This is a genomic window from Leptolyngbya sp. 7M (assembly GCF_018128485.1).
The window spans coordinates 201,077-224,430 of sequence record NZ_CP070897.1 but is presented as its reverse complement, the minus strand read 5'-3'; the positions used below and the strand labels follow the sequence as shown (position 1 = coordinate 224,430).

The 23,354-nt window shown below is 51.2% G+C and carries 24 protein-coding genes and 1 tRNA gene; 18 read left to right on the top strand and 7 right to left on the bottom strand.

Annotated elements, in window-relative coordinates:
- The first annotated feature begins 5 nt into the window (after positions 1–5).
- Positions 6–1,469, top strand: a complete 1,464-nt coding sequence (locus tag JVX88_RS01025) for a pyridoxal phosphate-dependent decarboxylase family protein (RefSeq protein WP_211624914.1) — start codon at positions 6–8, stop codon at positions 1,467–1,469.
- On the opposite strand, the gene JVX88_RS01020 is transcribed toward JVX88_RS01025, so the two are convergent.
- Positions 1,449–2,615 carry a lipocalin family protein gene (locus JVX88_RS01020; protein ID WP_211624911.1) on the bottom strand — a complete coding sequence of 389 codons (1,167 nt, stop codon included), beginning with the start codon at positions 2,613–2,615 and terminating at the stop codon, positions 1,449–1,451. The genes JVX88_RS01025 and JVX88_RS01020 overlap by 21 nt on opposite strands.
- 92 nt (positions 2,616–2,707) lie before the next feature.
- On the opposite strand from JVX88_RS01020, the gene JVX88_RS01015 reads away from it, so the two are divergent.
- The 4 genes from JVX88_RS01015 to JVX88_RS01000 all read left to right on the top strand — a co-directional run bounded on the left by JVX88_RS01015 (position 2,708) and on the right by JVX88_RS01000 (position 6,951).
- Positions 2,708–3,160 (top strand): SRPBCC family protein, encoded by a 453-nt coding sequence (locus JVX88_RS01015; protein WP_211624910.1) that lies wholly within the window; start codon positions 2,708–2,710, stop codon positions 3,158–3,160.
- A 64-nt stretch (positions 3,161–3,224) separates the two neighbouring features.
- Positions 3,225–3,560 carry a Dabb family protein gene (locus JVX88_RS01010; RefSeq protein ID WP_211624908.1) on the top strand — a complete coding sequence of 112 codons (336 nt, stop codon included), beginning with the start codon at positions 3,225–3,227 and terminating at the stop codon, positions 3,558–3,560.
- Positions 3,561–4,775, top strand: a complete 1,215-nt coding sequence (locus JVX88_RS01005) for a hypothetical protein (protein WP_211624906.1) — start codon at positions 3,561–3,563, stop codon at positions 4,773–4,775.
- A 70-nt stretch (positions 4,776–4,845) separates the two neighbouring features.
- A complete protein-coding gene (locus tag JVX88_RS01000) occupies positions 4,846–6,951 on the top strand; it encodes a M1 family aminopeptidase (protein ID WP_211624904.1) in 2,106 nt (701 codons plus the stop codon).
- 75 nt (positions 6,952–7,026) lie between these two features.
- On the opposite strand, the gene JVX88_RS00995 is transcribed toward JVX88_RS01000, so the two are convergent.
- The 4 genes from JVX88_RS00995 to JVX88_RS00980 all read right to left on the bottom strand — a co-directional run bounded on the left by JVX88_RS00995 (position 7,027) and on the right by JVX88_RS00980 (position 13,307).
- On the bottom strand, positions 7,027–10,863 hold the full coding sequence (locus JVX88_RS00995; protein WP_211624902.1) for a TonB-dependent receptor: 3,837 nt from the start codon (positions 10,861–10,863) through the stop codon (positions 7,027–7,029).
- A gap of 193 nt (positions 10,864–11,056) precedes the next feature.
- Positions 11,057–12,406 carry a flavin monoamine oxidase family protein gene (locus tag JVX88_RS00990; protein WP_211624901.1) on the bottom strand — a complete coding sequence of 450 codons (1,350 nt, stop codon included), beginning with the start codon at positions 12,404–12,406 and terminating at the stop codon, positions 11,057–11,059.
- 52 nt (positions 12,407–12,458) lie between these two features.
- Positions 12,459–12,752, bottom strand: a complete 294-nt coding sequence (locus JVX88_RS00985) for a putative quinol monooxygenase (protein ID WP_211624899.1) — start codon at positions 12,750–12,752, stop codon at positions 12,459–12,461.
- A 6-nt stretch (positions 12,753–12,758) separates the two neighbouring features.
- The gene (locus JVX88_RS00980; RefSeq protein WP_211624897.1) at positions 12,759–13,307 is read right to left on the bottom strand and encodes a CbbQ/NirQ/NorQ C-terminal domain-containing protein; all 549 of its coding nucleotides are present in this window, start codon (positions 13,305–13,307) and stop codon (positions 12,759–12,761) included.
- Between JVX88_RS00980 and JVX88_RS00975 the strand changes: the two genes are divergently transcribed.
- The 12 genes from JVX88_RS00975 (at position 13,290) to JVX88_RS00920 (ending at position 21,518) form a co-directional block, all read left to right on the top strand.
- Entirely contained in the window at positions 13,290–13,562 is a 273-nt protein-coding gene (locus tag JVX88_RS00975; protein WP_211624895.1) for a hypothetical protein, read from the top strand. The two genes, JVX88_RS00980 and JVX88_RS00975, sit on opposite strands and share 18 nt — an antisense overlap.
- The gene (locus tag JVX88_RS00970) at positions 13,559–14,038 is read left to right on the top strand and encodes an ERF family protein (RefSeq protein ID WP_211624893.1); all 480 of its coding nucleotides are present in this window, start codon (positions 13,559–13,561) and stop codon (positions 14,036–14,038) included. Before JVX88_RS00975 ends, JVX88_RS00970 begins: the two co-directional genes overlap by 4 nt.
- 39 nt (positions 14,039–14,077) lie before the next feature.
- Positions 14,078–14,758, top strand: coding sequence for a hypothetical protein (locus JVX88_RS00965; protein WP_211624891.1), 681 nt, complete (start codon positions 14,078–14,080; stop codon positions 14,756–14,758).
- Positions 14,759–14,774: 16 nt separating this feature from the next.
- Positions 14,775–15,431: a hypothetical protein gene (locus JVX88_RS00960; RefSeq protein ID WP_211624889.1), complete on the top strand. Its 657-nt coding sequence runs from the start codon at positions 14,775–14,777 to the stop codon at positions 15,429–15,431.
- Positions 15,428–16,318, top strand: a complete 891-nt coding sequence (locus JVX88_RS00955; protein WP_211624887.1) for a ThiF family adenylyltransferase — start codon at positions 15,428–15,430, stop codon at positions 16,316–16,318. The genes JVX88_RS00960 and JVX88_RS00955 overlap by 4 nt, the downstream gene beginning before the upstream one ends.
- Entirely contained in the window at positions 16,299–16,598 is a 300-nt protein-coding gene (locus JVX88_RS00950) for a DUF2958 domain-containing protein (RefSeq protein ID WP_211624885.1), read from the top strand. Before JVX88_RS00955 ends, JVX88_RS00950 begins: the two co-directional genes overlap by 20 nt.
- 47 nt (positions 16,599–16,645) lie before the next feature.
- Positions 16,646–18,088 carry a hypothetical protein gene (locus JVX88_RS00945; RefSeq protein ID WP_211624883.1) on the top strand — a complete coding sequence of 481 codons (1,443 nt, stop codon included), beginning with the start codon at positions 16,646–16,648 and terminating at the stop codon, positions 18,086–18,088.
- 70 nt (positions 18,089–18,158) lie between these two features.
- Positions 18,159–18,593 carry a hypothetical protein gene (locus tag JVX88_RS00940; protein ID WP_211624881.1) on the top strand — a complete coding sequence of 145 codons (435 nt, stop codon included), beginning with the start codon at positions 18,159–18,161 and terminating at the stop codon, positions 18,591–18,593.
- A gap of 20 nt (positions 18,594–18,613) precedes the next feature.
- Positions 18,614–20,233 (top strand): AAA family ATPase, encoded by a 1,620-nt coding sequence (locus tag JVX88_RS00935; RefSeq protein ID WP_211624879.1) that lies wholly within the window; start codon positions 18,614–18,616, stop codon positions 20,231–20,233.
- A 36-nt stretch (positions 20,234–20,269) separates the two neighbouring features.
- A complete protein-coding gene (locus JVX88_RS00930) occupies positions 20,270–20,656 on the top strand; it encodes a DUF1257 domain-containing protein (RefSeq protein WP_211624877.1) in 387 nt (128 codons plus the stop codon).
- A gap of 9 nt (positions 20,657–20,665) precedes the next feature.
- A complete protein-coding gene (locus tag JVX88_RS00925) occupies positions 20,666–20,857 on the top strand; it encodes a DUF2997 domain-containing protein (protein WP_211624875.1) in 192 nt (63 codons plus the stop codon).
- Positions 20,850–21,518, top strand: a complete 669-nt coding sequence (locus tag JVX88_RS00920) for a 4Fe-4S cluster-binding domain-containing protein (RefSeq protein WP_211624873.1) — start codon at positions 20,850–20,852, stop codon at positions 21,516–21,518. The genes JVX88_RS00925 and JVX88_RS00920 overlap by 8 nt, the downstream gene beginning before the upstream one ends.
- Positions 21,519–21,655: 137 nt before the next feature.
- Here the strand turns inward: JVX88_RS00920 and JVX88_RS00915 are convergent, their stop codons facing one another.
- Positions 21,656–21,868: a hypothetical protein gene (locus tag JVX88_RS00915; protein ID WP_211624872.1), complete on the bottom strand. Its 213-nt coding sequence runs from the start codon at positions 21,866–21,868 to the stop codon at positions 21,656–21,658.
- Positions 21,869–22,496: 628 nt separating this feature from the next.
- Positions 22,497–22,583, bottom strand: a tRNA-Leu gene (locus JVX88_RS00910).
- A gap of 75 nt (positions 22,584–22,658) precedes the next feature.
- Here JVX88_RS00910 and JVX88_RS00905 point away from each other — a divergent pair.
- Complete coding sequence (locus JVX88_RS00905; RefSeq protein WP_211624871.1) at positions 22,659–23,354, top strand: YggS family pyridoxal phosphate-dependent enzyme; 696 nt, start codon at positions 22,659–22,661, stop codon at positions 23,352–23,354.

Here is a 23,354-nt window from a genome sequence, read left to right as displayed (position 1 = left end):
TATTTATGAAAACCAATAACTTGCCCACATTTGGAGATATGCCGGCGGAAGAATTTCGGCGGTACGGCTATGCGCTGATAGACCGCATCGCTGATTATTTTGAGCATCTGGAGGGGTTTCCCGTTCTGTCACAGATCGAGCCGGGATGGCTAGAGAAAAGCCTGCCGACGTCGCCGCCCAAAGAAGGTGAGGATTTTGCAAATGCTCTCGCTGATGTCGATAAACTCATCTTGCCCGCCATTACGCACTGGAATCATCCGAATTTTCACGGTCTTTTCTCAACCTCGACCAGCTCTGTAGGTATCTTTGGAGAGATGCTTGCAGCGACATTCGATATGAAGGCGATGCTCTGGCGAACCTCGCCGGCATCTACCGAGCTCGAGGATGTAACGCTCAATTGGCTACGGCAGATGCTCGGATTGCCGGCGGGATTCGAAGGCATCATCTACGATACGGCGTCGGTTTCGACGATGCACGCCATGGCCGCCGCACGCGAACGAGCCGGCCTGCAGATTCGAGAGCTCGGTATGTCGGGCCGCTCTGATCTGCCATTGCTCCGTGTTTACACGTCGGAACATGTTCATTCGTCCATCGACAAATCCTGCATCACGCTCGGCCTCGGCCTCAGGAGCCTGCGAAAGATCGGCTGCAACGAACGATTTGAAATGATCCCCGAACTTCTCGCCGATGCGATCGAAGAGGATATTGAGTTGGGCCGTGTCCCTATATGTGTGATGCCTACCATCGGCACGACATCGACGTCGAGCATCGATCCGGTCGATGCTATAGCTGATATTTGCGAGAAATACGGCGTCTGGCTGCACGTTGATGCTGCGTATGCCGGGCCCGCGGCATTGCTCGAAGCAAAACGGCCGCTATTCCGCGGTTGGGAACGTGCCGATTCCATCGTTCTGAATCCTCACAAATGGCTCTTTACACCGTTCGATCTCTCGGTGCTTTACTGCCGCGACCTGGACGAGCTGAAAGGTGCTTTCTCGCTCGTCGCCGAGTATTTGAAAACAAATGACGAGCCGACCGTAAAGAACGGTATGGATTACGGAATTCAGCTTGGAAGGCGTTTTCGTGCACTGAAGCTATGGTTCGTGATTCGCTATTTCGGAGTAAACGGCCTTGCTGAACGCATCCGTGAACACTGCCGGCTCGCCCAACTTTTCGCCTCGTGGGTCGAGGCCTCCGACGATTTTGAGATGATGGCTCCGGTGACTTTCTCACTCGTCTGTTTCCGAGCAAAACAGGCCGGAATGTCAGATGTAGAGATCGACGCGCTCAACGAACGCATAATGAACGCCATCAACGCCTCTGGCGAAGCCTATTTGTCGCACACAAAGCTCAACGGCAAATACACGCTGCGGCTTTCGGTCGGCAGCATCCGCGTCGAGGAACGCCATCTCGAAAAGGCTTGGCGTCTTTTGAATGAACATTTTACCTCAGAGCTGGAAAAGCCTTGATAGCCGCCGGACCGGATCTTTGAATAGAAACGTCATCACGTCAAGCTCCTCATGCGTACGGTCATAGCCGACCAATTCTACATAGGCTTTTCCAGCAATATCAAGGCCCGCTTTCTGCCCTGCAACACTGCAAGCCCCTTCCCAATAAATAACCATTGTTGTGCCGCGTGTATCAAGTTCCTGATCCTTGAGCAGCGGCTTTATATCGATGTCTGTGTCTATCCTTGGAACTCGAACGCGCCATCCGCTAGGATATTCCACGCCGGTTGCCTGGCTTTTCCACTGTCCTTTTGCCTCGATCTGAAAGTCAGAGCGCTTTAGGTATGTACAATTACCCTCGGCATCAACATACGTGCCTGTAGAATCACCGTTCATCTTGCCTTCTCCGGAACTGAACTGATAGATCATCAGCTCTGTCCGGTCATCGAACTGAATGCTGAACCAATCCCAGTTGCCCTGGTCCCATGCTCCGTACTCGCGATCCATCCAGGCCGTGCCGGCAAATTTCTCCGTTTCACCCATTGCAGTTATGGTGCCGACGGCATCCATTCTGGTGTATGAAAAATGCCTCGATACGCCGGACATCTTGCGACTTATCCCGTTGCCGTCATCGCCATTCAGCACAAGCGGCTTTGACGGTTCGAGAATGACATCGAAAACGATCCCGTCGAGCGTCGCGTGCAATACGTGTTTTCCGCCGACCTCACGAACAGACCAATCGCCCATTTGGACGTCGAACGAACGTTCGCTCATCGCGACAGGTATATCCAACGCACTGCCAAAGCTGCGAATATGGTCATAACGAAAAATACCGCGTGAAACATCAGATATTGCAAAATGTGCCGCATAGATCGGATTTGCCAGCAATGACATCGGAACCGCACCAAGCTTGTCCAGGTCGGTACGCCGTTTAAAGAAGACAAGCTCAAAACCAAACCGTCGCCCGCCTGCCGTTTTGCAATGGCCGGTGTAATACCACCACTCGGTCTGTGCCTCCGGCTGTGCAAAAAACGCGTCCGGAAGCGTAACCGGACCGCCGTCAAAATGCTTTCTCAATTCGGGTGCGGTGTTAAAGTAGTCTGCGATGCCTTTCAGCGAAGATTCGGCAAAATTGCCTATTGGCCCAATAAGTTCGTTTATTATCATAAGAGAGAAGTCGATTTTCCCAGAGGATCTCGCTTACCTTGTGTTTCGTCCGAAACCGCTATTTCGGTTGCAAAAGATCGCTCTTTAAAATTATGAAGTTTGTAAAAGAATCTGTCATCAGAGCCTCTCCGGAACGCGTTTTTTCGTTCCACGAGTTACCAGACGCCTTCGAAAGGCTTGTTCCGCCCTGGGAGAATGCACAGATCATACAAAGGGCGAATATTTCGGAAATAGGTTCGCGTGCAATAATTGAACAAAAGATATTTGGATTTCTGCCATCAAAATGGATCGCCGAGCATACGGCCTATGACCCGCCCCGAATGTTTGAAGATGTCCAGATAGAAGGGCCTTTTGCGTCCTGGCGGCATCGACATATTGTCGAACCTCACCCTGATGGCGCTATCCTTAGAGACGAGATCGAGTTCGAACCACCTATGTCGATCATCGGAGACCTTGCTGCACCTGTGTTCATTCTGCCGCGCATTGACAAGATGTTCGATTTTCGTCACAAGGTAACTCGCGAATGGTGCGAAAATGAACTTTAGGTTTCAATATGCAAGAGAATTTCGGCGGGAAGGCACAAACTGGTATATCATTCGTGTGACCTAAATGATCGTTCATATAGTTTGCTGGAAATATAAGGCCGAAACGTCGGCTGCGGAGCGTGCGGAGCATATTTCGCGTTTGAACGCCTTGCGGGACGTGATCCCGCGAATCATCAGCTTTCAGGTAGGCAGCGATGTTCTGCAGCTTGACCGTTCATTTGATACCGGTCTTGTCGCCGTTTTTCCTGACCGCACCGCACTTGAGGCTTATTCTGTGCATCCGGAACATCAAAAAGTCGCTGAACTTGGCCGTGAATTAGCGCAACAAGCGGTCTCAGTGGATTTTGAGACAGAAGAGTATCCGTCTGATGGTCTCGCTCGTCCGATCGACCCTATCTAAATGTCTGTTATTTCAAAAAGAATCGCGATCGCGCTGCTTGTATTGCTTATGGCGATCCAAGTCCCCTTCGTTGTCCGCCGTATAATGACTGCACGTTTGGGGGCCGACATAGAAAGGAACAATTCTGAACGAACGGCTCGAGAAATTGCAGGATACCGCGAATACAAAGGTGTTCTCCATATACATACCAGTTTAGGTGGACACAGCACTGGATCATTCCGCGAACTAATAGAGGCGGCAAATGCCAATTCTCTAGATTTTGTAATAATGACGGAGCATGTCCAAAGTGATCTGGACACGGCCGCGCTTACTCTTTCAGGCGTACATCAAGGAACGCTTTTTGTGGCAGGAAGCGAGATGCGCTCGCGCGACGGCGATAAGCTTTTGACCATACCCGGCATCAGTCACGTTGATGAACCACAATCCTTCACTACGGACGAGATCATTCGCAACAATTCCAGCAAAGATGGGCTTGTCTTCGCCGCATATCCGGAGCGCGAAAGAATATTAAGGTCCAGTATTGACGGCATAGAGGTCTTTAGCCTGCACACCGCGGCCAAGCAAATGAACCCGTTTTTGTCATTTTTTGATCTCTTTTGGACTTACCCATCATATCCCGCGCTCTTATTCGCCTCTTCATTCAAGCGGCCCGATAAAGAACTTGATATCTACGATGCGATGGCCGCTGAACGCAGGACGCTCCTCTTTGCCGGCACCGATGCTCATTCAAACATAGGGATCACATTTTTTGGGACAGATACCGGCCACCGATTTGGCTATATCAAGCTGGACCCATATCAGATGTCGCTTTCAGTTGTAAGACTTCACGTATTGATCGAAGAGGGCTCAGAATTATCGCAAGCTGCCCTTCTTCGATCCTTGAAAGAAGGAAAAGCGTTTGTCGGAATGGATATCATTGGCGACACGTCCGGTTTCTCCTTTACCGCAGCCGCGGAGGACGGATCATCGTACGTAATGGGGTCTGAGATCCCTTCCGGTAAGGAATATACTTTTGCTGCTTTTTCACCGCAAATTGCCCGTTTTTTGCTCCTGAGGAATGGTGAAAAGATCGCTGAATCTGCGAACTCTTCGGAGTTTTCATTTACGATCGGGGGCGAGCCGGGCGCTTATCGGCTGGAGGTTTACTTAGACAAGCTTGGGCCGCCATTTGATAAAATGCCTTGGATACTTTCAAATCCGATATATGTTCGCTAAGCGAACGTATATACGGGCGCGAACATCAAACCTTCGCACCATATAAATTAACGTGTTTACATCGAATAAAATGTCCAGGATCATTTCCGCCGTCGTCATCGCGGCCATCTCGTCAGGAGCTTTCGGCCTTTCAGCCTTAGCGCAACAGGCAAGGCGGACGCCTTTTGACGTTTCCCATTACAGGATCGATGTCGAGCTAATGCCGATCGAGAACAAGCTTTCGGCAACTGCGGATGTTACATTCACGCCGCAGGAAGATACTCGGTCGGTAGCCTTTGAGCTAAACGGATCGCTGAAGGTCGAATCGATCACGCGCTTAAACGAAAGCCAGGGCCAACCCATCACGGCGCCGACACCTGCCGGAAGACGTCCGGCGCCGCGGCCTACGCCAACACCTTCAGGACCGCAGATAAATTTCGTGCAGGACCAGGTTGGTGTATCCGATCTTGGGCCAAACGTCCGTATTGATCTTGGTGAAACGGTGCCGGGCGGCGCGCCGGTAACGCTGCGATTCAAATATAGCGGTGTGCTGAATACGCCGGCGGGAGGCCCTTTGCTCAATCGCCGACTTGCATTTATTGGAGCAGAAGAAGGTTATTTGATGTATGCGGCACGCTGGTTCCCGTTTCATAATTATGCTGCTGACCGCTCCACTGCGGACATCAACATCGCGATCCCTTCCGGACTTCAGGTTGTCGGGTCAAGCGATCTTCCCGTTACATTGCAAGGCGGAAAATATCGTTTCGTCAATACACGCCCCGGGCTTATCGGAAACCTCGCCTACGGCAAGTTTCTTTCCCGTGAATTGCGGTTCGGCGAATATGAGATTCAGTTCAACACACGTCCGGGCAGCGATTCGCTTATTCAGCCATATGCTGAGACGCTCGGCAAGGCATTGGAATTTTACACACGCACCTTTGGGCGCCCGGATATGGGGAACCGCTTCGTTGTAGCCCAGATCGATGATGAGAGCCTTGATTTTTACTCCGCTCCAGGAATGCTTTTCATTTCTTCAAGGCAATTTGAGCAGGCTCGCGGCGTTACAGAAGAGCGCCTGCAGCGTGAGGCGGCATATCAATGGTGGGGACAGACCGTTGGGCTAAAGTCGTTCGATGATGTCTGGCTTTCGCAGGGACTTGCAGAGTATTCTGCTTTTGCACTTCGGGAAAGTATGCTGACGGGCGCACGGCTGGATGATCTTCGCCGTGAATTCCTGGAAAAAGCACTCACCTTTGAACAAACAGCCTCGCTGCTTAGAACCCCGGCGAATCTGGACGATCAATCAACCGCCTATCAATACATCATGTTCGGAAAGGGGGCCTTTGTGTTCAAACTCCTGCGCGATACGCTCGGGAACCAGAAATTCAGCGAACTCCTTCGAACCCATCTGAACGAAAACAGAGGCAAGAATGTGTCGATCGATGATTTTGAAAGGCTTGTCTCGCGGATCTCCGGCGAGAATATGCGCTACTTTTTTGCCCGCTGGGTCGAAAGCACCGGCGTGCCTGAATTCACCGCTGATTATTTGATCATACGAACACGCGGAGGGAAGTTCGTTGCCCGCGGAACCGTGAAACAGAATTATGATAATCTCCGGCTTCCCGTTGAGGTCCAGCTTAGATATGAGGGTGAAGGCGGAAGCAAGGTCGTTACCTTACAGATGGACGAGGCGAGCGCTGATTTCAATATTGAATCTGACGGCAAGCCGCTTGAGGTGGTAATAGATCCTGGATATAAATTGCTTCGCATCTCACCAGATCTGCGTGTTTCTGCGATCGCAAGACGCGGCATCGAACAGATGAAGGACGGCAATTATGCCGATGCCCAAACGCAGTTCGAAGAGGCCCTTAAGCTCGACCGTTCGAATGCTTGGGTTTACTATCACCTTGGACTGCTTTTCCTTGAACAGCGTAATTACGACCTTGCAATAGATAATTTCAAAGCTACTCGCGACCTCGGCGTTCAGGGCTCTGCACGGCCTGCGTGGCTGCACGTCTGGGCGGAGATAAAGATGGGCAACGCATACGACGCAAAAGGCGATAGGACGCGGGCCGTTGCAGCCTATTCGCGTGCCGAAAAACTTGGTGATGATTACGATAATGCCCAGGAAGCAATAAAGCGATATCAGGCAACCCCTTACGATCCGCGCGACCGGCAGACCGCTATAAACCGCTGAATCTGCAAAGCAATAATAAAAACGCGAGGCTCTTTCGAGCCTCGCAAAGCCTACCCTTCGTTCGTCAATTGAGTCTCAGAAGCGGAACTTTGCCCGGAATTGCCCGACCCTGGGACCGCCCAGCGATTCGGTAATGGTACCGAAATCGGTGGCGTCCTGAAGATCGCTGTTCGGATTCGCCAAGTTCACACGATTGAACACATTGAACAGATCAAAGCCAAGCTCGAAGCTCATCCTTTCGTTGATCTTCGTACTCTTGGCAAAGCTCATATCAAATCGGCTCTGAAGCGGGCCGCGGAACGTATTCCGACCAAGATTTCCGAACAACCCTAATGCCGATGTGAAACACGAACTGTTGATCACATTCAGGTTGCTGGTACTGTATTCACGGATCGCATCTTTGGTCGAACAAACGATGTTCGGTCGGCCAAAGCCAAGACGCAGAAGCCCGCCCGACCCTCTGGTCAGGTTCGTGTATTGCGAAGCATTTGCGATCTCGGGCTCAGAGGCAAACACCGTGAACGGCGTGCCCGATTGGGCTTGGAAGAACCCGGAGATCGACCAGCCCTTAACGAAGGCATTGTTCGAACCGCCGGTCGGGATGTCCCATACGAAGTTCGTGCTGAAACGATGTGTGCGGTCAAAATCAGAAACCCCTCGATTATTTCTCAGATCATACGAACTTCCCTGAGCGATGAACCCTGTATTCGGAACGTCGGGCTTTCCGCCGCCGGCTGTGCTTCCCGGATCGGACGACATTATGTCGATCGATTTCGAGAACGTGTAAGCAACGTTGAATTGCAGCCCGCGTGACAGACGCTTCGTAAGGCCGAATTGGGCACCGTGGTAATCCGAATAGCCCTTTGATTCAAGAAGCAGAGCTTCAGGAACATTGAACCCAAGGATCGGAACCCTTGCCTCGAACCCGATCACGGCTCCGGCGGCATTCGCAAGATTCAGGTCGATCTGGCCGGTTACCGGATTAAGAAAACCGAACGCACGCCCGATACCGCGTTCGCGTGCGGTCGAGCCCGAGTTCAATGGACCATTAGGAGCGCCGGCTGCGAGATATGCTTGATTGAAGCGTTCGTAGATGTGATCCGGATTGTTCGGGTCGTTCATATCAAAACCCTGGTTCAATGCACGTGCGATCAAAAGGTTCTTGCCTTTTGTGCCGACGTAGCGTGCCTCGAACATCAGGTCTCGCATCAGCTCATACTGCATACCGAAGTTCCACTGGTGAACATACGGCGTACGCAGGTTGCGATCTATCGCACGAAACTCGAAGGTCTCAGCGATATTTCCGCGGATGCAATTCAAGCCGGTAGCCGGGACGCATCCTGCGCCCTGCGGTGTTCCTCGAGCATCCACAAAGACCGGCGTGTTGTCACGGATCTGATATGTTCCGTTCGCACCTGCCGAACGGATGATGCGGAACGGCAGCCACGCACTCAGCGGTATATTGGTCGGGACACCAGAGAACGCCGTCGCGATCGGCACGTTTCCGCTCGGTACGGTTATCTCTACCTCACGAAGATGCGGGTAGTTCGAGAATATCGTGTTGATGAATGCAGCAGACGGTCTGTCATAGAACAGGCCGTAGCCGCCGCGAAACACGAGTTTATCGGTCGCGGCATATGCGATCCCGATACGCGGTGCGAAATTGTTAGTGTCTTGGCTCTTGAGCGTATGCTTGGTGCTCGCACGCTGCGTTACGTCTATCGCGCCATCTACCACTGGGTTTCCTGTGAGCTTTGCATTGCTCGGAACAAGGAAACCGGGAGCCGGATTGTCGCAAAGAGCGTTGGTGCCGCCGCTCTTGGTAAAGCAAGGTAACCAGGGTTCAAGATCAAAATTACCCATGTAGCCGTTCTTTTCGGTCGGCCACATAAAGAGTTCATAACGAAGGCCGAGATTCATCGTCAGGCGGCGATTGATCTTCCAGTCTGAAGCAAAGTAAAGCCCTACGTCCTGGAATCTAAATTCCTTGAAGGTGATGCCGTACTGTGTGTCGGCTTCGGTGGCGTTGCCTGTCAAAAGCTGTGTGAAAGAATCGAATTTCTCGAATTCTGTCGCCTGCTCTTCAGGCAAATCACTATCATACTGATGCGATTTGTATTCGCCGCCAAACTTGAACGTGGTATTTCCGCGATTCCACGTAACGTTATCACCAATGCTGTAAGTAACCTGTTTTCTTTTGTTGAAGGAATCATTAGGGCCGCCGAACGAAAAATTCGCCATGTTATTGCGGCCAATGTAGTGGCCAAGCCGTGTCGTTGCAGGACTTGGATCGAACGTTGATGCCGGATTGTTCACGCCGATCGCCGCATTGCTCAGCTCCGGTGCGAGAAATGGGTCATCAAGTCGACGCGTATTGTTCAGGTAGTAATAACCAAAACGAACCTCGTTGATCCAATTCGGTGAAAATACGTGTGTGTTCCCGATCGAAAGTGTTCGGTTGCGGTCCGCCCGGCGAAGTGTGAACGGCGAGGCCAAGCTGCTTGGATCCGGGAACGGATCGAGGCCCGGAAAATTCGCCCAGAAGAGTGTTCCGCTAAGCGTGTTGTTCTTTGAAAGCTGCCCATCGAGCCGCGTTGTGAACTGATGTTGCCGGAACTTTGCCGGAATGACGTCGATCACCTCGACAAGCGGATTGTTGCGCTGGATCGTTCGGCTGCTCACACCTGGGAAGTTGCCGAATTGGAATGTTCCGGTACCGGCCTGATCAACTATCCCAAGCGGACGGAAATTTGAGATAGAAGGCAGCACGAATCCGCCTGTGACCGGATTGCGGAGATTAAAGATATTGAACGCGACAGTGCTGATATCAGCCGCTGTAAGACAGTTCGCTCCGGAGCAACCGTTGAACTGGTTGAAGGCGGCAGCGATCGCTTCCCGCGAGCGATTTTCGCCAAGCACGCTCAGTGCGAGCGGCAACACTGTGCGAGTCCGTGCTGTTGGAACGAGACCTGTTTTCGCATCTGTAAACTGATACCCGCCAAAAAAGAAGAACTTATCCTTTACTATCGGGCCCCCGATCGTGAATCCGGTCTCAAGGCGATCTGCCTGCGGCTTTTCCTCTCCTGCTTCTTTTAGGAAGAATTCGTTTGAGTTCAATGCTTTGTGCTGCATGTAATAGTAAACCGAACCGCTCAGCTGATTTCCGCCTGATTTAGTTACAAGCTGAAAATTTCCGCCTCCGCTTCTTCCGGTCGATGCGTCGTAAAGAGATGTCTGCAGCTTTACTTCTTGAAGCGTTTCCGGAGCGGGCGAGATATTATCGGTCAACGAGCCCTCATTGCTGGTGATATTCGTCGCGTCGATGCCGTTAAAGAACAAGCTGGTCGAGGTCGTTCTGGTTCCGTTGACCGAAGGTGAAATGTTTCCGTTGCTCGCAACTCCGACAGGTGAAAGTCCGGAAGATACGCCGGCTTCAGAGGAAAGCAAACCCGTGAAACTTCGTACTGAGGTTGGCGTTCTGATCAGCTGTTCGCCAGATATTTGCCGTGCTACTGCGGCACTCTCCGTCTGCACAAGTGGCTGATCCGTTGTTACGTCAACAAATACGTCGGTTGCCCCGACCTCTAGCGTTACATCGACCGTACGTGTAACCAGAGCCTCTACCTCGGTCGGCTGGCTAATGCTCTTTTTGAAGCCGTCTTTTTCGTAGGCGATCGTATAGACACCGACGGGCAAAAGCGTCAGTGACCATCTTCCGTCATCGTTGGTAACGACCGTGCGTGTAAAATTAGTTGCGGTATTCCTGACCGTTACAGTTGCTCCCTGAATCACCGCCGCACTCTGGTCGCGGACGGTTCCAGCCAAACCGCCGGTCGCCTGTGCGAACACCGTTGGTGTGCCGAAAAGGACGAAGATCGCTAAAAGGATTTTTGCGATAGATTCCGTTTTCATCGTTGCTCCTTAGTTTTTACTTCTTTAATGGAAATGTGTTGTGGCGGTCGTTCTCCCTTGATCGGAGAGCGCGGACCGCCAGAGATCCAGATATTTTGAATGTCTTGATAGCAAGAGGGAGAATATGCCGTCGGGGTTAACTGCGCGTGAAAGGAGTGTTAAATTGTAGTTAACAGATAGGTGGGTCGCATCCTTACTTGATCAAAGCATTGGCAGCATCTTCTCCGGTATTAACAGCGCCTTCCATAAATCCTTGCCAATCAGCGATATGTTCGCCCGCAAAGAGCACCTTTAGATGTGGCCGAGCCAGGACGGGACGAATGCCGAACCACTGTCCCGGCCGATAAAGTGCGTACGCACCTTCTGTGTATTCGTCACGCTGCCATGCGTATGATGCGATACCTTTTGCAAGACGAGGAGCTTTCGGATCAAAGTCGATGAGGTCACGCGTTATCACATTTTTACGCCGTGGGTCATCCTGCGAAGCAAGCACGTCTGCCTTTTCACCGATGGCATAGGCAGTCAAGATCCCCCGTGTTCCGGGCTGCTTTTGAGTAGAGTGAAAATAATAGTGTGAGGTGGTATCGGTGATCATAGAAAAATCATCGTCTTTCCAGAATCTCTCTTCATAAAGCACGGAATTCTTGATGATCCTTGAATAATTCAGCCTTTGAGCAGCTTCGCGCTGTGCAGCCGGGAGCGGCGGGTTGAATTTGATCTTGCGTAGGCTTGCAACCGGCGCCGTACAGATACACGCATCGGCTCGAAAACTCTCCTCACCCGCTTTTACCGTAACTGTCCCTGCACGCTGGTTTATCTCCGAGACCTTCATTCCGGTCCGTATATTCTCCTTGCCGATACGTTTGATAAATTCATCAACCAGCCGCGAGTTCCCACCCGTCATCTTATAGTCCATCTCATTCTTCGGGCTGGATTCCGCATATTCCGCAAGAGCGGAGAATGCCGAAACATGGCGGATCGATTCGCCAAAATCGGTGCTGTCCGCCAGGTCACGAAGCAGTAGATCATCACGCGTGAAGCCGATATCTGAGAGGTGTGTCCACCAATCGGTCCGGTCAAGCCTTTGCTTTTGCAAAGCCGTGAGCCGTTCATAGTCCGCGATCATTTTTTCGAATGCCGCTTTTGCCTGCGGCGAAAAGTCCCATTCACCGGGCCGCGACACTTTTCCGTTTCTTAGAAGATAGTCTTCGAATTGATGTTTCTGCAGCGGTATCTCAAATTCTCTGCACAGCTCAATAATGCGTTCGTGGCTTTCTCCGACCCATTCCGCCCCGAGTTCACAGATCAGCCCGCCGCTTTCCGGCATCACGTGTGAGAAGACACGGCCTCCGATGCGGTTGCGTGCCTCAAGTACCGTCACACTCCAGCCGGCCGTTCTAAGTCTCAAGGCCGCAGAAAGTCCCGCAAGTCCCGACCCTACGACCACGCACGAACGCCGTCGCTGCGTGAAAACATTCGGGGCAAGCGCGATACCAAGCGAAGCGGCACCGATCGTCTTGAGAAATTCTCTGCGGTTCGTCATCTTCTTAGTTGTTTGGTGTCGAACTCTTAGAAAGATAAAAAGCAAGAGCTGCTTAGCCTATCTTTCGATACCGCCGTATGTCTGCCGGTTCGGCCAATAGGTCAGCAAGTTTCTCACGTGCTGTGAGTAGATGCTCCGACGCAAGATGTGCATCAAGCGCCGCGTCATCGATCCATTCCTCAATGAAAGTAAAGTCGGTCGGATCCGAAGTATTGTGATGAAGATCATATCGGATACACCCTGCTTCCGCACGTGTCGGCTCTAAAAGGCCTAGCAAAGTCTCGTGCGTTTTGCTGATAGTATCTTTTTTTGATATCAAATGTGCGACTACGAACAGATTTGGCATTAAATTTTAAATTATGGTAGTAATGATCTCCCGGATCGAGCGTTGAAGCTCCCGGTCGTCCGTTATCGGTGAACATATCGCGACCTCCGCAGCATCAATGGGCGATATTCCTTTAGCTATCAATTGCGCGGCATAGATGAGCAGACGCGTTGAAACACCTTCCTCAAGCCCGTGCCCGCGTAGATTTCTAACTTTATGGCCGATCTGAACAAGATCCGCAGCTGTTGCGTTATCAACACCGCCTTCCTTTGCAACGATCTCTCTTTCCGCTTCCGCGTCCGGATAGTCAAATTCCATTGCGACGAAACGCTGCCGGGTCGATTGCTTCAGGTCTTTCAGGATCGATTGGTAGCCCGGATTGTAGCTGACAACTAGCATGAATTCCGGTGGTGCCTCAATAACCGTGCCGCTCTTCGGGATGATGCCTGGGGTTTCTTCAAACGAAACTTCGGAGTGTCCGCGGGCGATTTCCAAGCAATTGAAGAAGCGCCCCACCAAAGCATCTGGCAAAGAGACGACTGCGTTCTTGGCGGTCTTTTGAGACTGGTTGACCATTCGACCGGGAATCCATGGCTTGACAGCGATTACTGCCAGATGGCGGATTGGTACGAATTCAACCGCGAAACGATAGAAGAGTTGAGCCGTGAATACAAAGCCGCGCTTGAAGCATTCGACCGACTTGACACTCTCGACGTATTGATCGAGGCCGATCCGAAAAAGATGCTGTCGGCACTCATCGACTTCTGGAACAACGGGAATCTTCCTGACGACACTACTCTCACCCTTACAAAACGGAGTATAACTCAATGAACAAAAGCGAAAGCATCTGCGATCTCGCAAAGGCCCTAATGTTGGTACAGGCCGAACTGACGCCTGCAAAACGCGATTCGACAAACCCGTACTTCAATTCTACATACGCCGATCTCAGTTCCGTTTGGGAAAGCTGCAGGGAACTTCTTGCTAAAAACGGGCTATGCGTGATCCAGGGCAACAGTGTCGGGGCGGAGAATACCCTCATAGTCGAGACGATCCTTATCCACGAATCAGGCCAGTGGATCCAGAGCGAGTTGTGTCTGCCTCTCTCCAAGAACGATCCGCAAGGCGTAGGCTCGGCGATGACCTACGGCAGGAGATACGGCCTTGCCGCTATTGTCGGGATCGTGGCGGATGCCGATGACGATGGCAATGCTGCCTCGGCAAAGAACGGGAATGTCAGACCCATAACGCAAAACGGGCGACCGGTCGCATTGAATCAGCCAAGCCACAGTGCCGTGAATGTTCGTTAAACGCCGCCGTTTCAGATCCTAACAGGAACTAAATGAGTTATGGAAAATAATGTCATCCCTCCGGATGCCTCGGCAGCGCTTTATTTTCTTCCCGGGCAATATCTGTTTGAGACGTTTGGCGAGAACCGGCACGGCCTGAAGGCTTTGTCGAGTGTGCAGGTGACTCGTGCATTTCGGGACCTGCAAACCGATACCGGATGGCTTGATAGAAGACTGCTCAGATATCGCGAAGCCGTGGACGGGAATGCCATTCTCTCTTATCTCCCGGCGGGCAAGCGGAACATTACAGTTGCATTTTCGGATGGGGTCGTAAAAAACATCGCGGTTCCTCTGCCCACCCTGATCCTTCTCGGCAAAGGCAGGGACTACTATCTCTGGGCAACGTCCGCAATGAACATTTCCGAAAAGACCCGGCTCGCGGCTGCACCGCTCCCGAATATCGGTGCCGGGAAGATCTGTTTTGGTAAGAACGAGGTTCCCAAGACGCATCCATCGACCCTTCAGAGGGTGTGGAACCTAATTTTTGATGCCCCGTTCAATGGCGATCATACGAGCAACAGATGTCAAACTGAGCCTCGTGATGTTCGCGATCTGCTTATAAAACTGGCGGCGGACAAAGTAAAGAAGTTTCCGACGCCCCAACTTATTACGTCGCACAATACAATCGCAAATGCATGGGAGTCGATCGTCGAGCAGCGGCGATACGACGGTCGTTTCTAACCTCAGTTTTTCATCTATGTCATCGAACCCTCATTTACCGCCAAAACTGGTCGGGCATCGCATCGCTGTAAGTGAGAACGATCCCATCGATGCGGCTCTTTACGAGTATTTGCTTGCCGGGAACGGTCTGTTTATCCGTGCGAAACGCCGTGAGTTCTCGGTCTCATTACCGCTAAGCCTGCAAAAGATATGGGGGCTGCCGAATGCGTCGATAGGTATCTCATGGAACAAACCACGTGTTCCGAATGCGCTATGGCAGGAGGTTCTTTTACACGCTCAAAACGAGAATCCATACTCGGCATTCAAGGAGGGAGTTTATCTGGTCTATTGGGATGATGCGCAGCGTGAGTGGAAATGGCAGCCTGCCGGCCGCAATTCAAGCCCCGTCGCAACCATCGCTGACGACAGCTTGCCCGAATATACCGAGGCATGTATCGAACTTCACACGCATCCGCCCGGAGCACTTAACTTTAGTTCTGCGGATGATAAGGATGAACTGGGCAAGTTCAGAATATTTGCCATCCTGATCGATGTTCACGATAAGCCGAAGATAAGGTTCCGCTGCGGGGTGTATAACCACCTTGTCCCGATCCCGGCCGTCTGGGTCGGAGAGATTCCCGAAGGGATCATCGATCTGAATGAGATAGACGCGCTTGCGGAGATGTTGTCGTGACTAGTATCGATCTTACTTTCTCTCAGGCCGCCGTAGTGATGCCGAGAGAGTACAGCAGTTTACGATTTGTCGTAGTCGGAGCGGGCGGAACAGGGTCTTTTGCGATCCCGGCTATCGCAAGACTGATGTTCGAACTAAAGCAGCAGCAAAGCAAGCCGGTCGACATGCTGATAGTCGATCCCGATGTAGTAGAAGGCGGCAACATCCCGCGAAGCAATTTCTGTGCGGCAGAGATCGGAAGGTTCAAGGCTCAAACACTGGCGACGCGGATAGCGCTTGCATGGGGAATCGAGTGCCACTATGCGGCCGAACCGTTTGACGCCGAGAAACATCTTAAACCGTCGATGAACGATTACCGTTCTCTTACGATGATCGTCGGCTGTGTCGATAACCATTTCGCCCGACGTGATATTCATAACGCGATCGATATGAATCGGAGATACGGTTCATCGGATACTCCAAACTTATGGTGGATAGATGGTGGCAATGGACGATCATCGGGCCAAGTATTGCTAGGCTCGAATACAAAGCGGACAAAACCGGATCAGCATTTCACGGGAACTAGTCTGTGTCATTCTCTTCCCGCTCCCTCGCTTGTCCATCCCGATCTTCTTGAAGCAGAGACGACTCTTACGTCACAGGATCGTGAAAGACTTTCCTGCCCTGATCGAGTTCGCCTCGGCGAGCAGAGTCTGAACATAAATCAGCGTGTCGCCATCGAGATCGCCGAAATGCTGACCGAGATGTTTCTTACCACGTCTCTAAAGCGATTCGCGAGCTACTTCGATCTTGAAACCGGTACCAGCCGTTCACTGTACTGCACACCGGATCAGATCGCAGCCGCAGTTCCGACGGAGAATGAGCAAAATGCCAAGACTTCTCGATGACGCTCTCAGGAGTGCATTACCCAAACTGCGCGAGCAAGCAGACGTTCCCGATCCGATAGTATTTGCCAGGTTTTTCTTTACGGCTTCCGGATGGACCTGGTTCGTCACCGAAGGCGGGCCAGAAGGAGATGACTTCTTGTTCTATGGCCATGTAGCCGGTTTCGAACGTGAATGGGGATACTTTGCGCTGAGCGAACTCGAAGAAGTGGAAGTAAGCGGTTTCAGGGTCGAGCGGGACATATATTTCGAACCAGTGCCGTTTAGCAAATGTCATTTCTAATTCTACGCAGGCAATCAGGAAACAGGCGGCTGGCAGAAGGTGTTAACATGGAAACTCACCTATACAACCAGAGTACAAACAGTCCGGGTGCGGTTTCAGACCGGAATTCGCTGGCGTCGTCGGTTCTACAGAATATCTTTGGTCCGAGCGAACGTGTCGAGCCGAATATACTACCGGCTTCTGCCCCATCCAACAGTTCTGAAGTGCCGGATGTTTCGGAGACTCCTGAAAGCATACCGTCCGTTCATGTTCCCTCACGATCGGACATCGTTCGCAATGTCCTTAGCCGGCTTGATGAAAGAAAGGAAAGAGCGGCGGTAGAACTGGGGATCGAAGCGGGTGAAGTCGAATCGCTGCCTTTCGATCTCTCAACGCTTGAGAGCGAAGGCATCTTTATGAATATCGACTGCCGGGGTTTTGGCAGTCTCGTCCGGCAACTTGAATGGAAAACGCTCGGAGTTCAGCTGCCTGAGAATGCTGCCGTTCGTGTCAGTCCGCCAAGAGCCGGATTGCTGCCGGACGTTTATCGAAACAAGCTGATGAGAGGTGCGGCACAAGCCCACAACGCTCTCAATAGATATGGCTTTCGTTTCACTCTATGCGAGACCGTCTGGGGCACAAGCGAGTATAAATGGATTCCGTGGACAGCATTCGAGCAGTTCGAGCACGCATACTTTCGGGCATGCGAAACGCTCTCCGCTGCAAAGGCGGAAGTTCTCGAAAGATACGACGAAATACTCGCTCTTTTGACCGACAGTTTTCACGCCCTTGCAGAAGACTCGGCAGATCGATTTCAGGCGACGGTTTCGGAACCATTCAACAGAAATGAGTTCATCGAAGCAGTGAGAGCACAAGCACTTGGCATCGTGCCGACCAAGGAAATGATCCGCGACGGCCTTGTGATAACAATGAAGCCGAAAGTCATCGTACTCGGCTCGGAAATGATCGCCGAGCGTAACTTTGCCCGAAACCTGGCGCTCGAAACTGCAAAACTTGATGCTGAGAGCACAACTCTTGAGCTTGAGCTTGATTCAAAACGTCGTATCGAGCAACTGAAGGTCGATGAATTTGCAGACGAAACCCGTCGAGAGCGTGAAGTAAAGGAACGCATCCGTAATATGAAGATCGAGGCTGCCCGACGGGAGGCCGAAGAAGCCGTGTCTCCGGTCAAGGAAGGGTTTGCTCAGATCACTGCGAAGCTTTTCGAGGCAGCCACGGAAATGGCCGAAAGGATGAAAGACGCTAAATTCGTTCCAGGATCTCTTGCGAAGCGAGCAAGACAGATGTGCGAGTGGTATCAGCTGATGAATTTTACCGGCGACACCTCGCTCGAAGAAGTGCTGGGCAAACTCGAAAGTGCGGCCGGACGCGAAGTAAAGCAAAGATCTCCCGAAGAAATGCGAACGGCGATAACCGATCTGCTTCGCCTAACCTCGGTTCAATCGAAGAAACTTCTGGACGAAGATCGCCTGTCGGCGCTGGAGCTTTGAACCAAATGATCTGTGGTAGCGCTTTCATCGCTCGTCAGACAGCGGATTCCCATCGAAAAAACATATTCCAATGTCATCCCGAATAGTCGAAGCAGAGTATCTGCACTACCGCAACCCGTCTCGGAACAGCGATAAGGTCTTCAATATCTTTCTTCTCGAAGAGGATGACGTAAGTTATACATGCATCTCGGAATATGGGCGTCGAGGAACCTCGCTTATCCGAGTAGTCGTTTGCTCCAAGAATCCGCGACCGATCGCCGAAAGTGCTTTTAGAAAAAAGCTTGAAGCAAAGAGGAATCATCGCTTGACCCCTTACCGGGACTCTCCTGATGGTCCGGACCAAAGCCCGCTCGCAAAAGAATATGCCTTCGGACAGGCACCGGCGAATCGGGTCGCTTTGCCGAAAACCGTAGACTTTTCTGAAACACGAAAACAAGTGGCAGATAGAAGAATGAGGATCAATGGAATTCTCAATCAGGGACAGATCGACTCTTTGGAGTTCTGAAACTTACCAAATAGACTCTTATGGCCGACCAAACATCCGACGCGAATAGCATCGAAAAATTCTTGCGCGAACTCGATATTCGCATACGGGCACGTTACCCACTGATCGCGATCAACACCTACGAAGAAGATCGTGTCCGTGAAGCTCTGCTCGATCTTTTATTCCAGGAACGGCACAAGGAAAAGCCTCTCTATTTCTGGAGCCGTCCGACAGGTCTGCAAACGGTTGTCGATCCGAAAGAGGGACTGCAGCAGAATCCGACCACGATCGGAGATACTGAGGATCCCGAGAGCGTGCTTGGGTTTATCGCCGAGCAGAAGGCGGGCATCTTTCTGCTCTGTGATTATGCTCCTTATATTTCTCCCTATGGACAGGAAGACGCCGTGCTGGTTCGGAGGCTGCGTGAAATAGCCTGGAAGCTTAAATCTACAAAGGCGACTGTCCTTTTCGTCGGTCCGAGCTTTCCCGATCTGGAAACTCTCGAAAAGGAGGTCACTCAGATCGAACTTGAACTACCGAAGGAGACGGAGATCGAAGACTCGATCGAACTTCAGCTTGAGAACCTTAAATCGAGCGGTCTTGATATCGACTTAACTAAGGAGACGCAGACCGCATTGCTCCAATCACTCCTTGGGTTGTCCGCCGGCGAGATCAGCAACGTGATCGCGAAAGCCGTTATCAGCTGCAACGGCCTCAATCAGGATTCGATAAAAGTCATTCTCGAAGAGAAAAAGAATGTGATCCGCGGCAGCGGATCGTTGACTTACGTTCATCCCGAACCGGCAAGCAATCTCGGTGGTTACAAATCGTTGAGAGCAATTCTTGAACGTGCCGCATATACATTCAGCCCACGAGCTAAAGCCCGACACGTAGAACCATGCAAGGGAATCCTGCTTGTCGGCCTGCCGGGCTGCGGCAAAGACTTGTGTAAGCGGGTCGCCTCAAGCATTACCAACCGAGCACTGCTTGATCTCGATTTCGGTTCGATCATGGGCGAGGGCGGCGGCGTGATCGGCTCTTCGGCGATGTCTATAAAACGCGCCTTGTCGATCGCGGGAACGATAAAAGGAATTCTGGGGATAAGCGAATTCGAGAAAGCGGTATCAGGGATGAAGTCTTCAAACAAGACCGACGGCGGCGAAACTGCCCGCACGATCTCTTATCTGCTCAATTGGATGCAGGACAATCGAGATGTTCTTGTCTTTGCTACCGCCAATGACGTTCGAGAACTTGAGTCCGAGCAGTTCCGTATCGGAAGGTTTTCCTACATTCACTTCGTCGATCTGCCCGATTCTGAGGATAGGGCAGAGATCTTCAAAGTCCACATCAAGAAACGACAGCTTGATCCCGACCGATTCGATATTGAAAAGCTCGTAGAAAAGAGCAAGGACTTTTCAGGTTCGGAGATCGAGGAAACAGTAAAAGACGGCGTCCTCGAAGCGTTCATCGACGGCGACCGCGAGGCCGAAACACGCGATGTTCTTAAAGCTGCCGAAAAGCTCACCCCCACAGCCCAGATGATGAGCGAGAAAATTGAGGAGATCCGGAAATGGGCTCGGAACAATATAAAAGGGGTCGGGACACGGATCGACAACTCAGGGATTGCTGGGAACCGAGGAGACCGGATCTACGAATTCTAAACTGCAGGGAGGAAAAGACCGCTTGTGAGTAAGTATATGACATTTGAGTCGCAGTCGTTTGCGAACGGAGAGTTGCTGTTAGAGGCCCTATCGGATATCGGCTTTACGACAGTAACTCAAGGGAAAGATTTGCCACTTGACGGTTGGGATAAACGAAGCGCCCGCACAGCGGATATTATCATCCTTCGTCGGGATGTTAAGACCCACCATCTCCTGGCTGATATTGGTTTTCAGCGCACGTCGTCTGGATATGTTGCCGTCATCGACGATATGGACCTTGATCACCGCCTTGGCAAGGACTTTGTTGTCAGGCTTCAGAATCAATATCACGAGGCAGCGGCAAGAAAGATGGCAAAGAAGCTCGGTGGGACCCTTGTTAAAGAGCGTGTCGGGAAGAAGATCAAGATACGAGTCAAGTTCTGAAGGAGTGATATGGCTGAGATTGAATTCACTATCGATACCGAGACGGGAAATTGCGAAACGAAGATAAACGGTATTCAAGGCCCGGCGTGCGAGCAAACCGCGAAACAGCTTAAGCAGGTTCTCGGAACACCGACAACTGATCGGAAAACCGCCGACTTTCATGTAAGACCGAAAACAAAGAGGAGGGTTGGCCATGAATAAGGAATTAGTATTTGTCCTCGAACCAGATGTCGGACGGGTAACGGTTGAGGTCTCAAAGCCATCAAAACAAACTATCGACGAGCTTTCTGCAGACCTTGGTACACGAGTAAATTTGAACTGTTCAAGACCAGCCGAAAAGGAACGATACTTCCCTGTTGTGCAATCCAGAACAACAGAATTCAATAGAGCCGAATCTGATCCTTTCTCGATCTGGCTCTATCGTCTTTATCACAACTCGGTTGTAGATGGTCCGGGGCGTCGCAGTGTAATTCAAACCGCGGGGTGTTCAATTCGTTGCGTCGGGTGTTTCGTTCCCCAGACGCACGAACGTGAGAACGGAACTCTCGTTTCGATCACGTCTATCGTTGATGAGGTGCTTTCGAAACGCATACATCACGACGGCGTAACTATCTTGGGCGGCGAACCGTTCGATCAACCCGGACCTATTGCGGAACTTGTTTCAAGGCTGAAGCGACACCAAATGCATATAACCGTCTATTCCGGATTTACTATCGAGCAATTGATTCAACGAAAGGTGCCGAGTGTAGATTATATCCTCGTGAATATCGACTTACTGATCGAGGGTCCTTTCATCAACAATATGCGCGAGGGCGCAGGTGAGTATCGCGGCTCGCGAAATCAGCAATTGATTGGACGTTAGGGGCGACGGCTCTTTCCGAATAAGAGCTTAAGGAATACTCAACTTGGAACCCGTGGCGCAAAAATTAGCCAATGGTGTAAAAATGCTCAAGCAGCCAAACCAAGCTGAGTGAACCTTGCTATCCCTCTTTCAACGTCTCATCGCGACCGCCTGGCGTTTCGATCCTCGTACTCCAAGATGTCTGCGAGCCGATATCGAGCCTGATTCCCGATCTTGAATGCTTTTAGATGCCGTGCGCTTGATTTAGGTAGTGCTCTGAGCCGCTGAAATCTCTTGGCTATTGCATCAGGCGTCCCGCTAAGTTTCCATCTCTCTGCCAACTGATAATTATCAAGGATCTCTTGGTTCATAGGCTCTCCAATTTCGTTTCTCAAACAAAGCGGAGCAAGACCTGTGCCTTTTTGATTTCCAACAATAGAATGCCTTAAAAAACTCTTCACGACAAAGTCGGGACTCAAAACTCAAACCCAAACTTGCAACCAACTATGAAAGGGGCTCCAACGGGATTTTGCTAACGCCCCATTTTAGTGGTCGCGGTGGGCAAACCCGCGAACTTGGGGTTATGAACCATTCGATCAGTCCGCTCTTATGTCAGAAAGTGAATCAAGACTCGATTGGGTTGGGTTTCACATCGCAGTTTATTCAGGAGATAAGATCGGACAGCTGAAGAAACAAAACTTGCCCAGCATCGATTACATCCTCACTTACACCGACCTTCTCATAGTCACTCCGATATATATACCGGCAGCGTGCTAAAAATTTCCAGGTGGTTTTTATTGCTAACGTTGGCTTCACTTTGGGTTAGGAGTAGAAAGGTATGATGCTGGAATTTCCATTTTGCGAGAGAGGGTTTTTGAGGTCTGGTACCCGAAATGGTACCCGAAATAAAAGAAAGGACGAAAAGCAGGGCTAATATTAGCCCTGCTTTTCGTCCAAAGAAATGTTCGTTAGATATTGATTCTAGGTAAGTTATCAAATTGGTGCGGACGAGAAGAATCGAACTTCCACTCCCTTGCGGGAACAGGCTTCTGAGACCTGCGCGTCTACCAGTTCCGCCACGTCCGCACGGGCGAACAATGAGAATACTAATTCGACAGTCGAAATTCAAGATTCGACCCGAGTTTTGCTATAGTCAGGCTTGTGCCGGTTGATATTAGATCAAATTTACATCAAGTACGCCGACGAATAACAACGGCGGCAAAACGTGCCGGCCGTGACCCTTCAGAAATAATTCTGGTTGCAGTCAGCAAGACACACCCACCTGCGTCGATCCGAAAGGCGATCGATGCGAACTGCACGATATTTGGCGAGAACAAGGTACAGGAAGCAGAGGAAAAAATATCGGAGATCGGAAGGGATCCGGCTCAATGGCATCTTATTGGCCATTTGCAGAAAAACAAGGCTCGCAAGGCCGTTCAGCTTTTTGACGTTATACATTCAGTCGATTCACCTGAGCTCGCCCACAGACTTGAGCGCATATGTGAAGAAGAAGGCCGTGAAAGATTGTCCGTGTTCGTTCAGGTTGATATCGCCGGGGAAACGACCAAATCCGGTGTTCCGGAGACGCAATTGCAATTATTGGTAGAAATGCTCAAAAGATGCGAGCGTCTTAATCTCGACGGCCTGATGGTGTTGCCGCCATATTTTGCGGATCCGGAAGCAACGCGACCGTATTTTCAAAGATTAAGAGCGATCCGCGACCGCCTTGCTGCAGAAGGTGTTTTTGCAAACGGTTTTGGGCATTTATCGGTGGGTATGAGCCATGATCTTGAGGTTGCGATCGAGGAGGGAGCGACGATCGTCCGTGTGGGTACGGCGATATTCGGTTCAAGATAG

Coding starts and splice junctions, on each gene's coding strand:
- JVX88_RS01025 (WP_211624914.1), top strand. CDS start 6: ATGAAAACCAATAACTTGCCCACATTTGGAGATATGCCGGCGGAAGAA.
- JVX88_RS01020 (WP_211624911.1), bottom strand. CDS start 2,615: ATGATAATAAACGAACTTATTGGGCCAATAGGCAATTTTGCCGAATCT.
- JVX88_RS01015 (WP_211624910.1), top strand. CDS start 2,708: ATGAAGTTTGTAAAAGAATCTGTCATCAGAGCCTCTCCGGAACGCGTT.
- JVX88_RS01010 (WP_211624908.1), top strand. CDS start 3,225: ATGATCGTTCATATAGTTTGCTGGAAATATAAGGCCGAAACGTCGGCT.
- JVX88_RS01005 (WP_211624906.1), top strand. CDS start 3,561: ATGTCTGTTATTTCAAAAAGAATCGCGATCGCGCTGCTTGTATTGCTT.
- JVX88_RS01000 (WP_211624904.1), top strand. CDS start 4,846: ATGTCCAGGATCATTTCCGCCGTCGTCATCGCGGCCATCTCGTCAGGA.
- JVX88_RS00995 (WP_211624902.1), bottom strand. CDS start 10,863: ATGAAAACGGAATCTATCGCAAAAATCCTTTTAGCGATCTTCGTCCTT.
- JVX88_RS00990 (WP_211624901.1), bottom strand. CDS start 12,406: ATGACGAACCGCAGAGAATTTCTCAAGACGATCGGTGCCGCTTCGCTT.
- JVX88_RS00985 (WP_211624899.1), bottom strand. CDS start 12,752: ATGCCAAATCTGTTCGTAGTCGCACATTTGATATCAAAAAAAGATACT.
- JVX88_RS00980 (WP_211624897.1), bottom strand. CDS start 13,307: ATGGTCAACCAGTCTCAAAAGACCGCCAAGAACGCAGTCGTCTCTTTG.
- JVX88_RS00970 (WP_211624893.1), top strand. CDS start 13,559: ATGAACAAAAGCGAAAGCATCTGCGATCTCGCAAAGGCCCTAATGTTG.
- JVX88_RS00965 (WP_211624891.1), top strand. CDS start 14,078: ATGGAAAATAATGTCATCCCTCCGGATGCCTCGGCAGCGCTTTATTTT.
- JVX88_RS00960 (WP_211624889.1), top strand. CDS start 14,775: ATGTCATCGAACCCTCATTTACCGCCAAAACTGGTCGGGCATCGCATC.
- JVX88_RS00950 (WP_211624885.1), top strand. CDS start 16,299: ATGCCAAGACTTCTCGATGACGCTCTCAGGAGTGCATTACCCAAACTG.
- JVX88_RS00945 (WP_211624883.1), top strand. CDS start 16,646: ATGGAAACTCACCTATACAACCAGAGTACAAACAGTCCGGGTGCGGTT.
- JVX88_RS00940 (WP_211624881.1), top strand. CDS start 18,159: ATGTCATCCCGAATAGTCGAAGCAGAGTATCTGCACTACCGCAACCCG.
- JVX88_RS00935 (WP_211624879.1), top strand. CDS start 18,614: ATGGCCGACCAAACATCCGACGCGAATAGCATCGAAAAATTCTTGCGC.
- JVX88_RS00930 (WP_211624877.1), top strand. CDS start 20,270: ATGACATTTGAGTCGCAGTCGTTTGCGAACGGAGAGTTGCTGTTAGAG.
- JVX88_RS00925 (WP_211624875.1), top strand. CDS start 20,666: ATGGCTGAGATTGAATTCACTATCGATACCGAGACGGGAAATTGCGAA.
- JVX88_RS00920 (WP_211624873.1), top strand. CDS start 20,850: ATGAATAAGGAATTAGTATTTGTCCTCGAACCAGATGTCGGACGGGTA.
- JVX88_RS00915 (WP_211624872.1), bottom strand. CDS start 21,868: ATGAACCAAGAGATCCTTGATAATTATCAGTTGGCAGAGAGATGGAAA.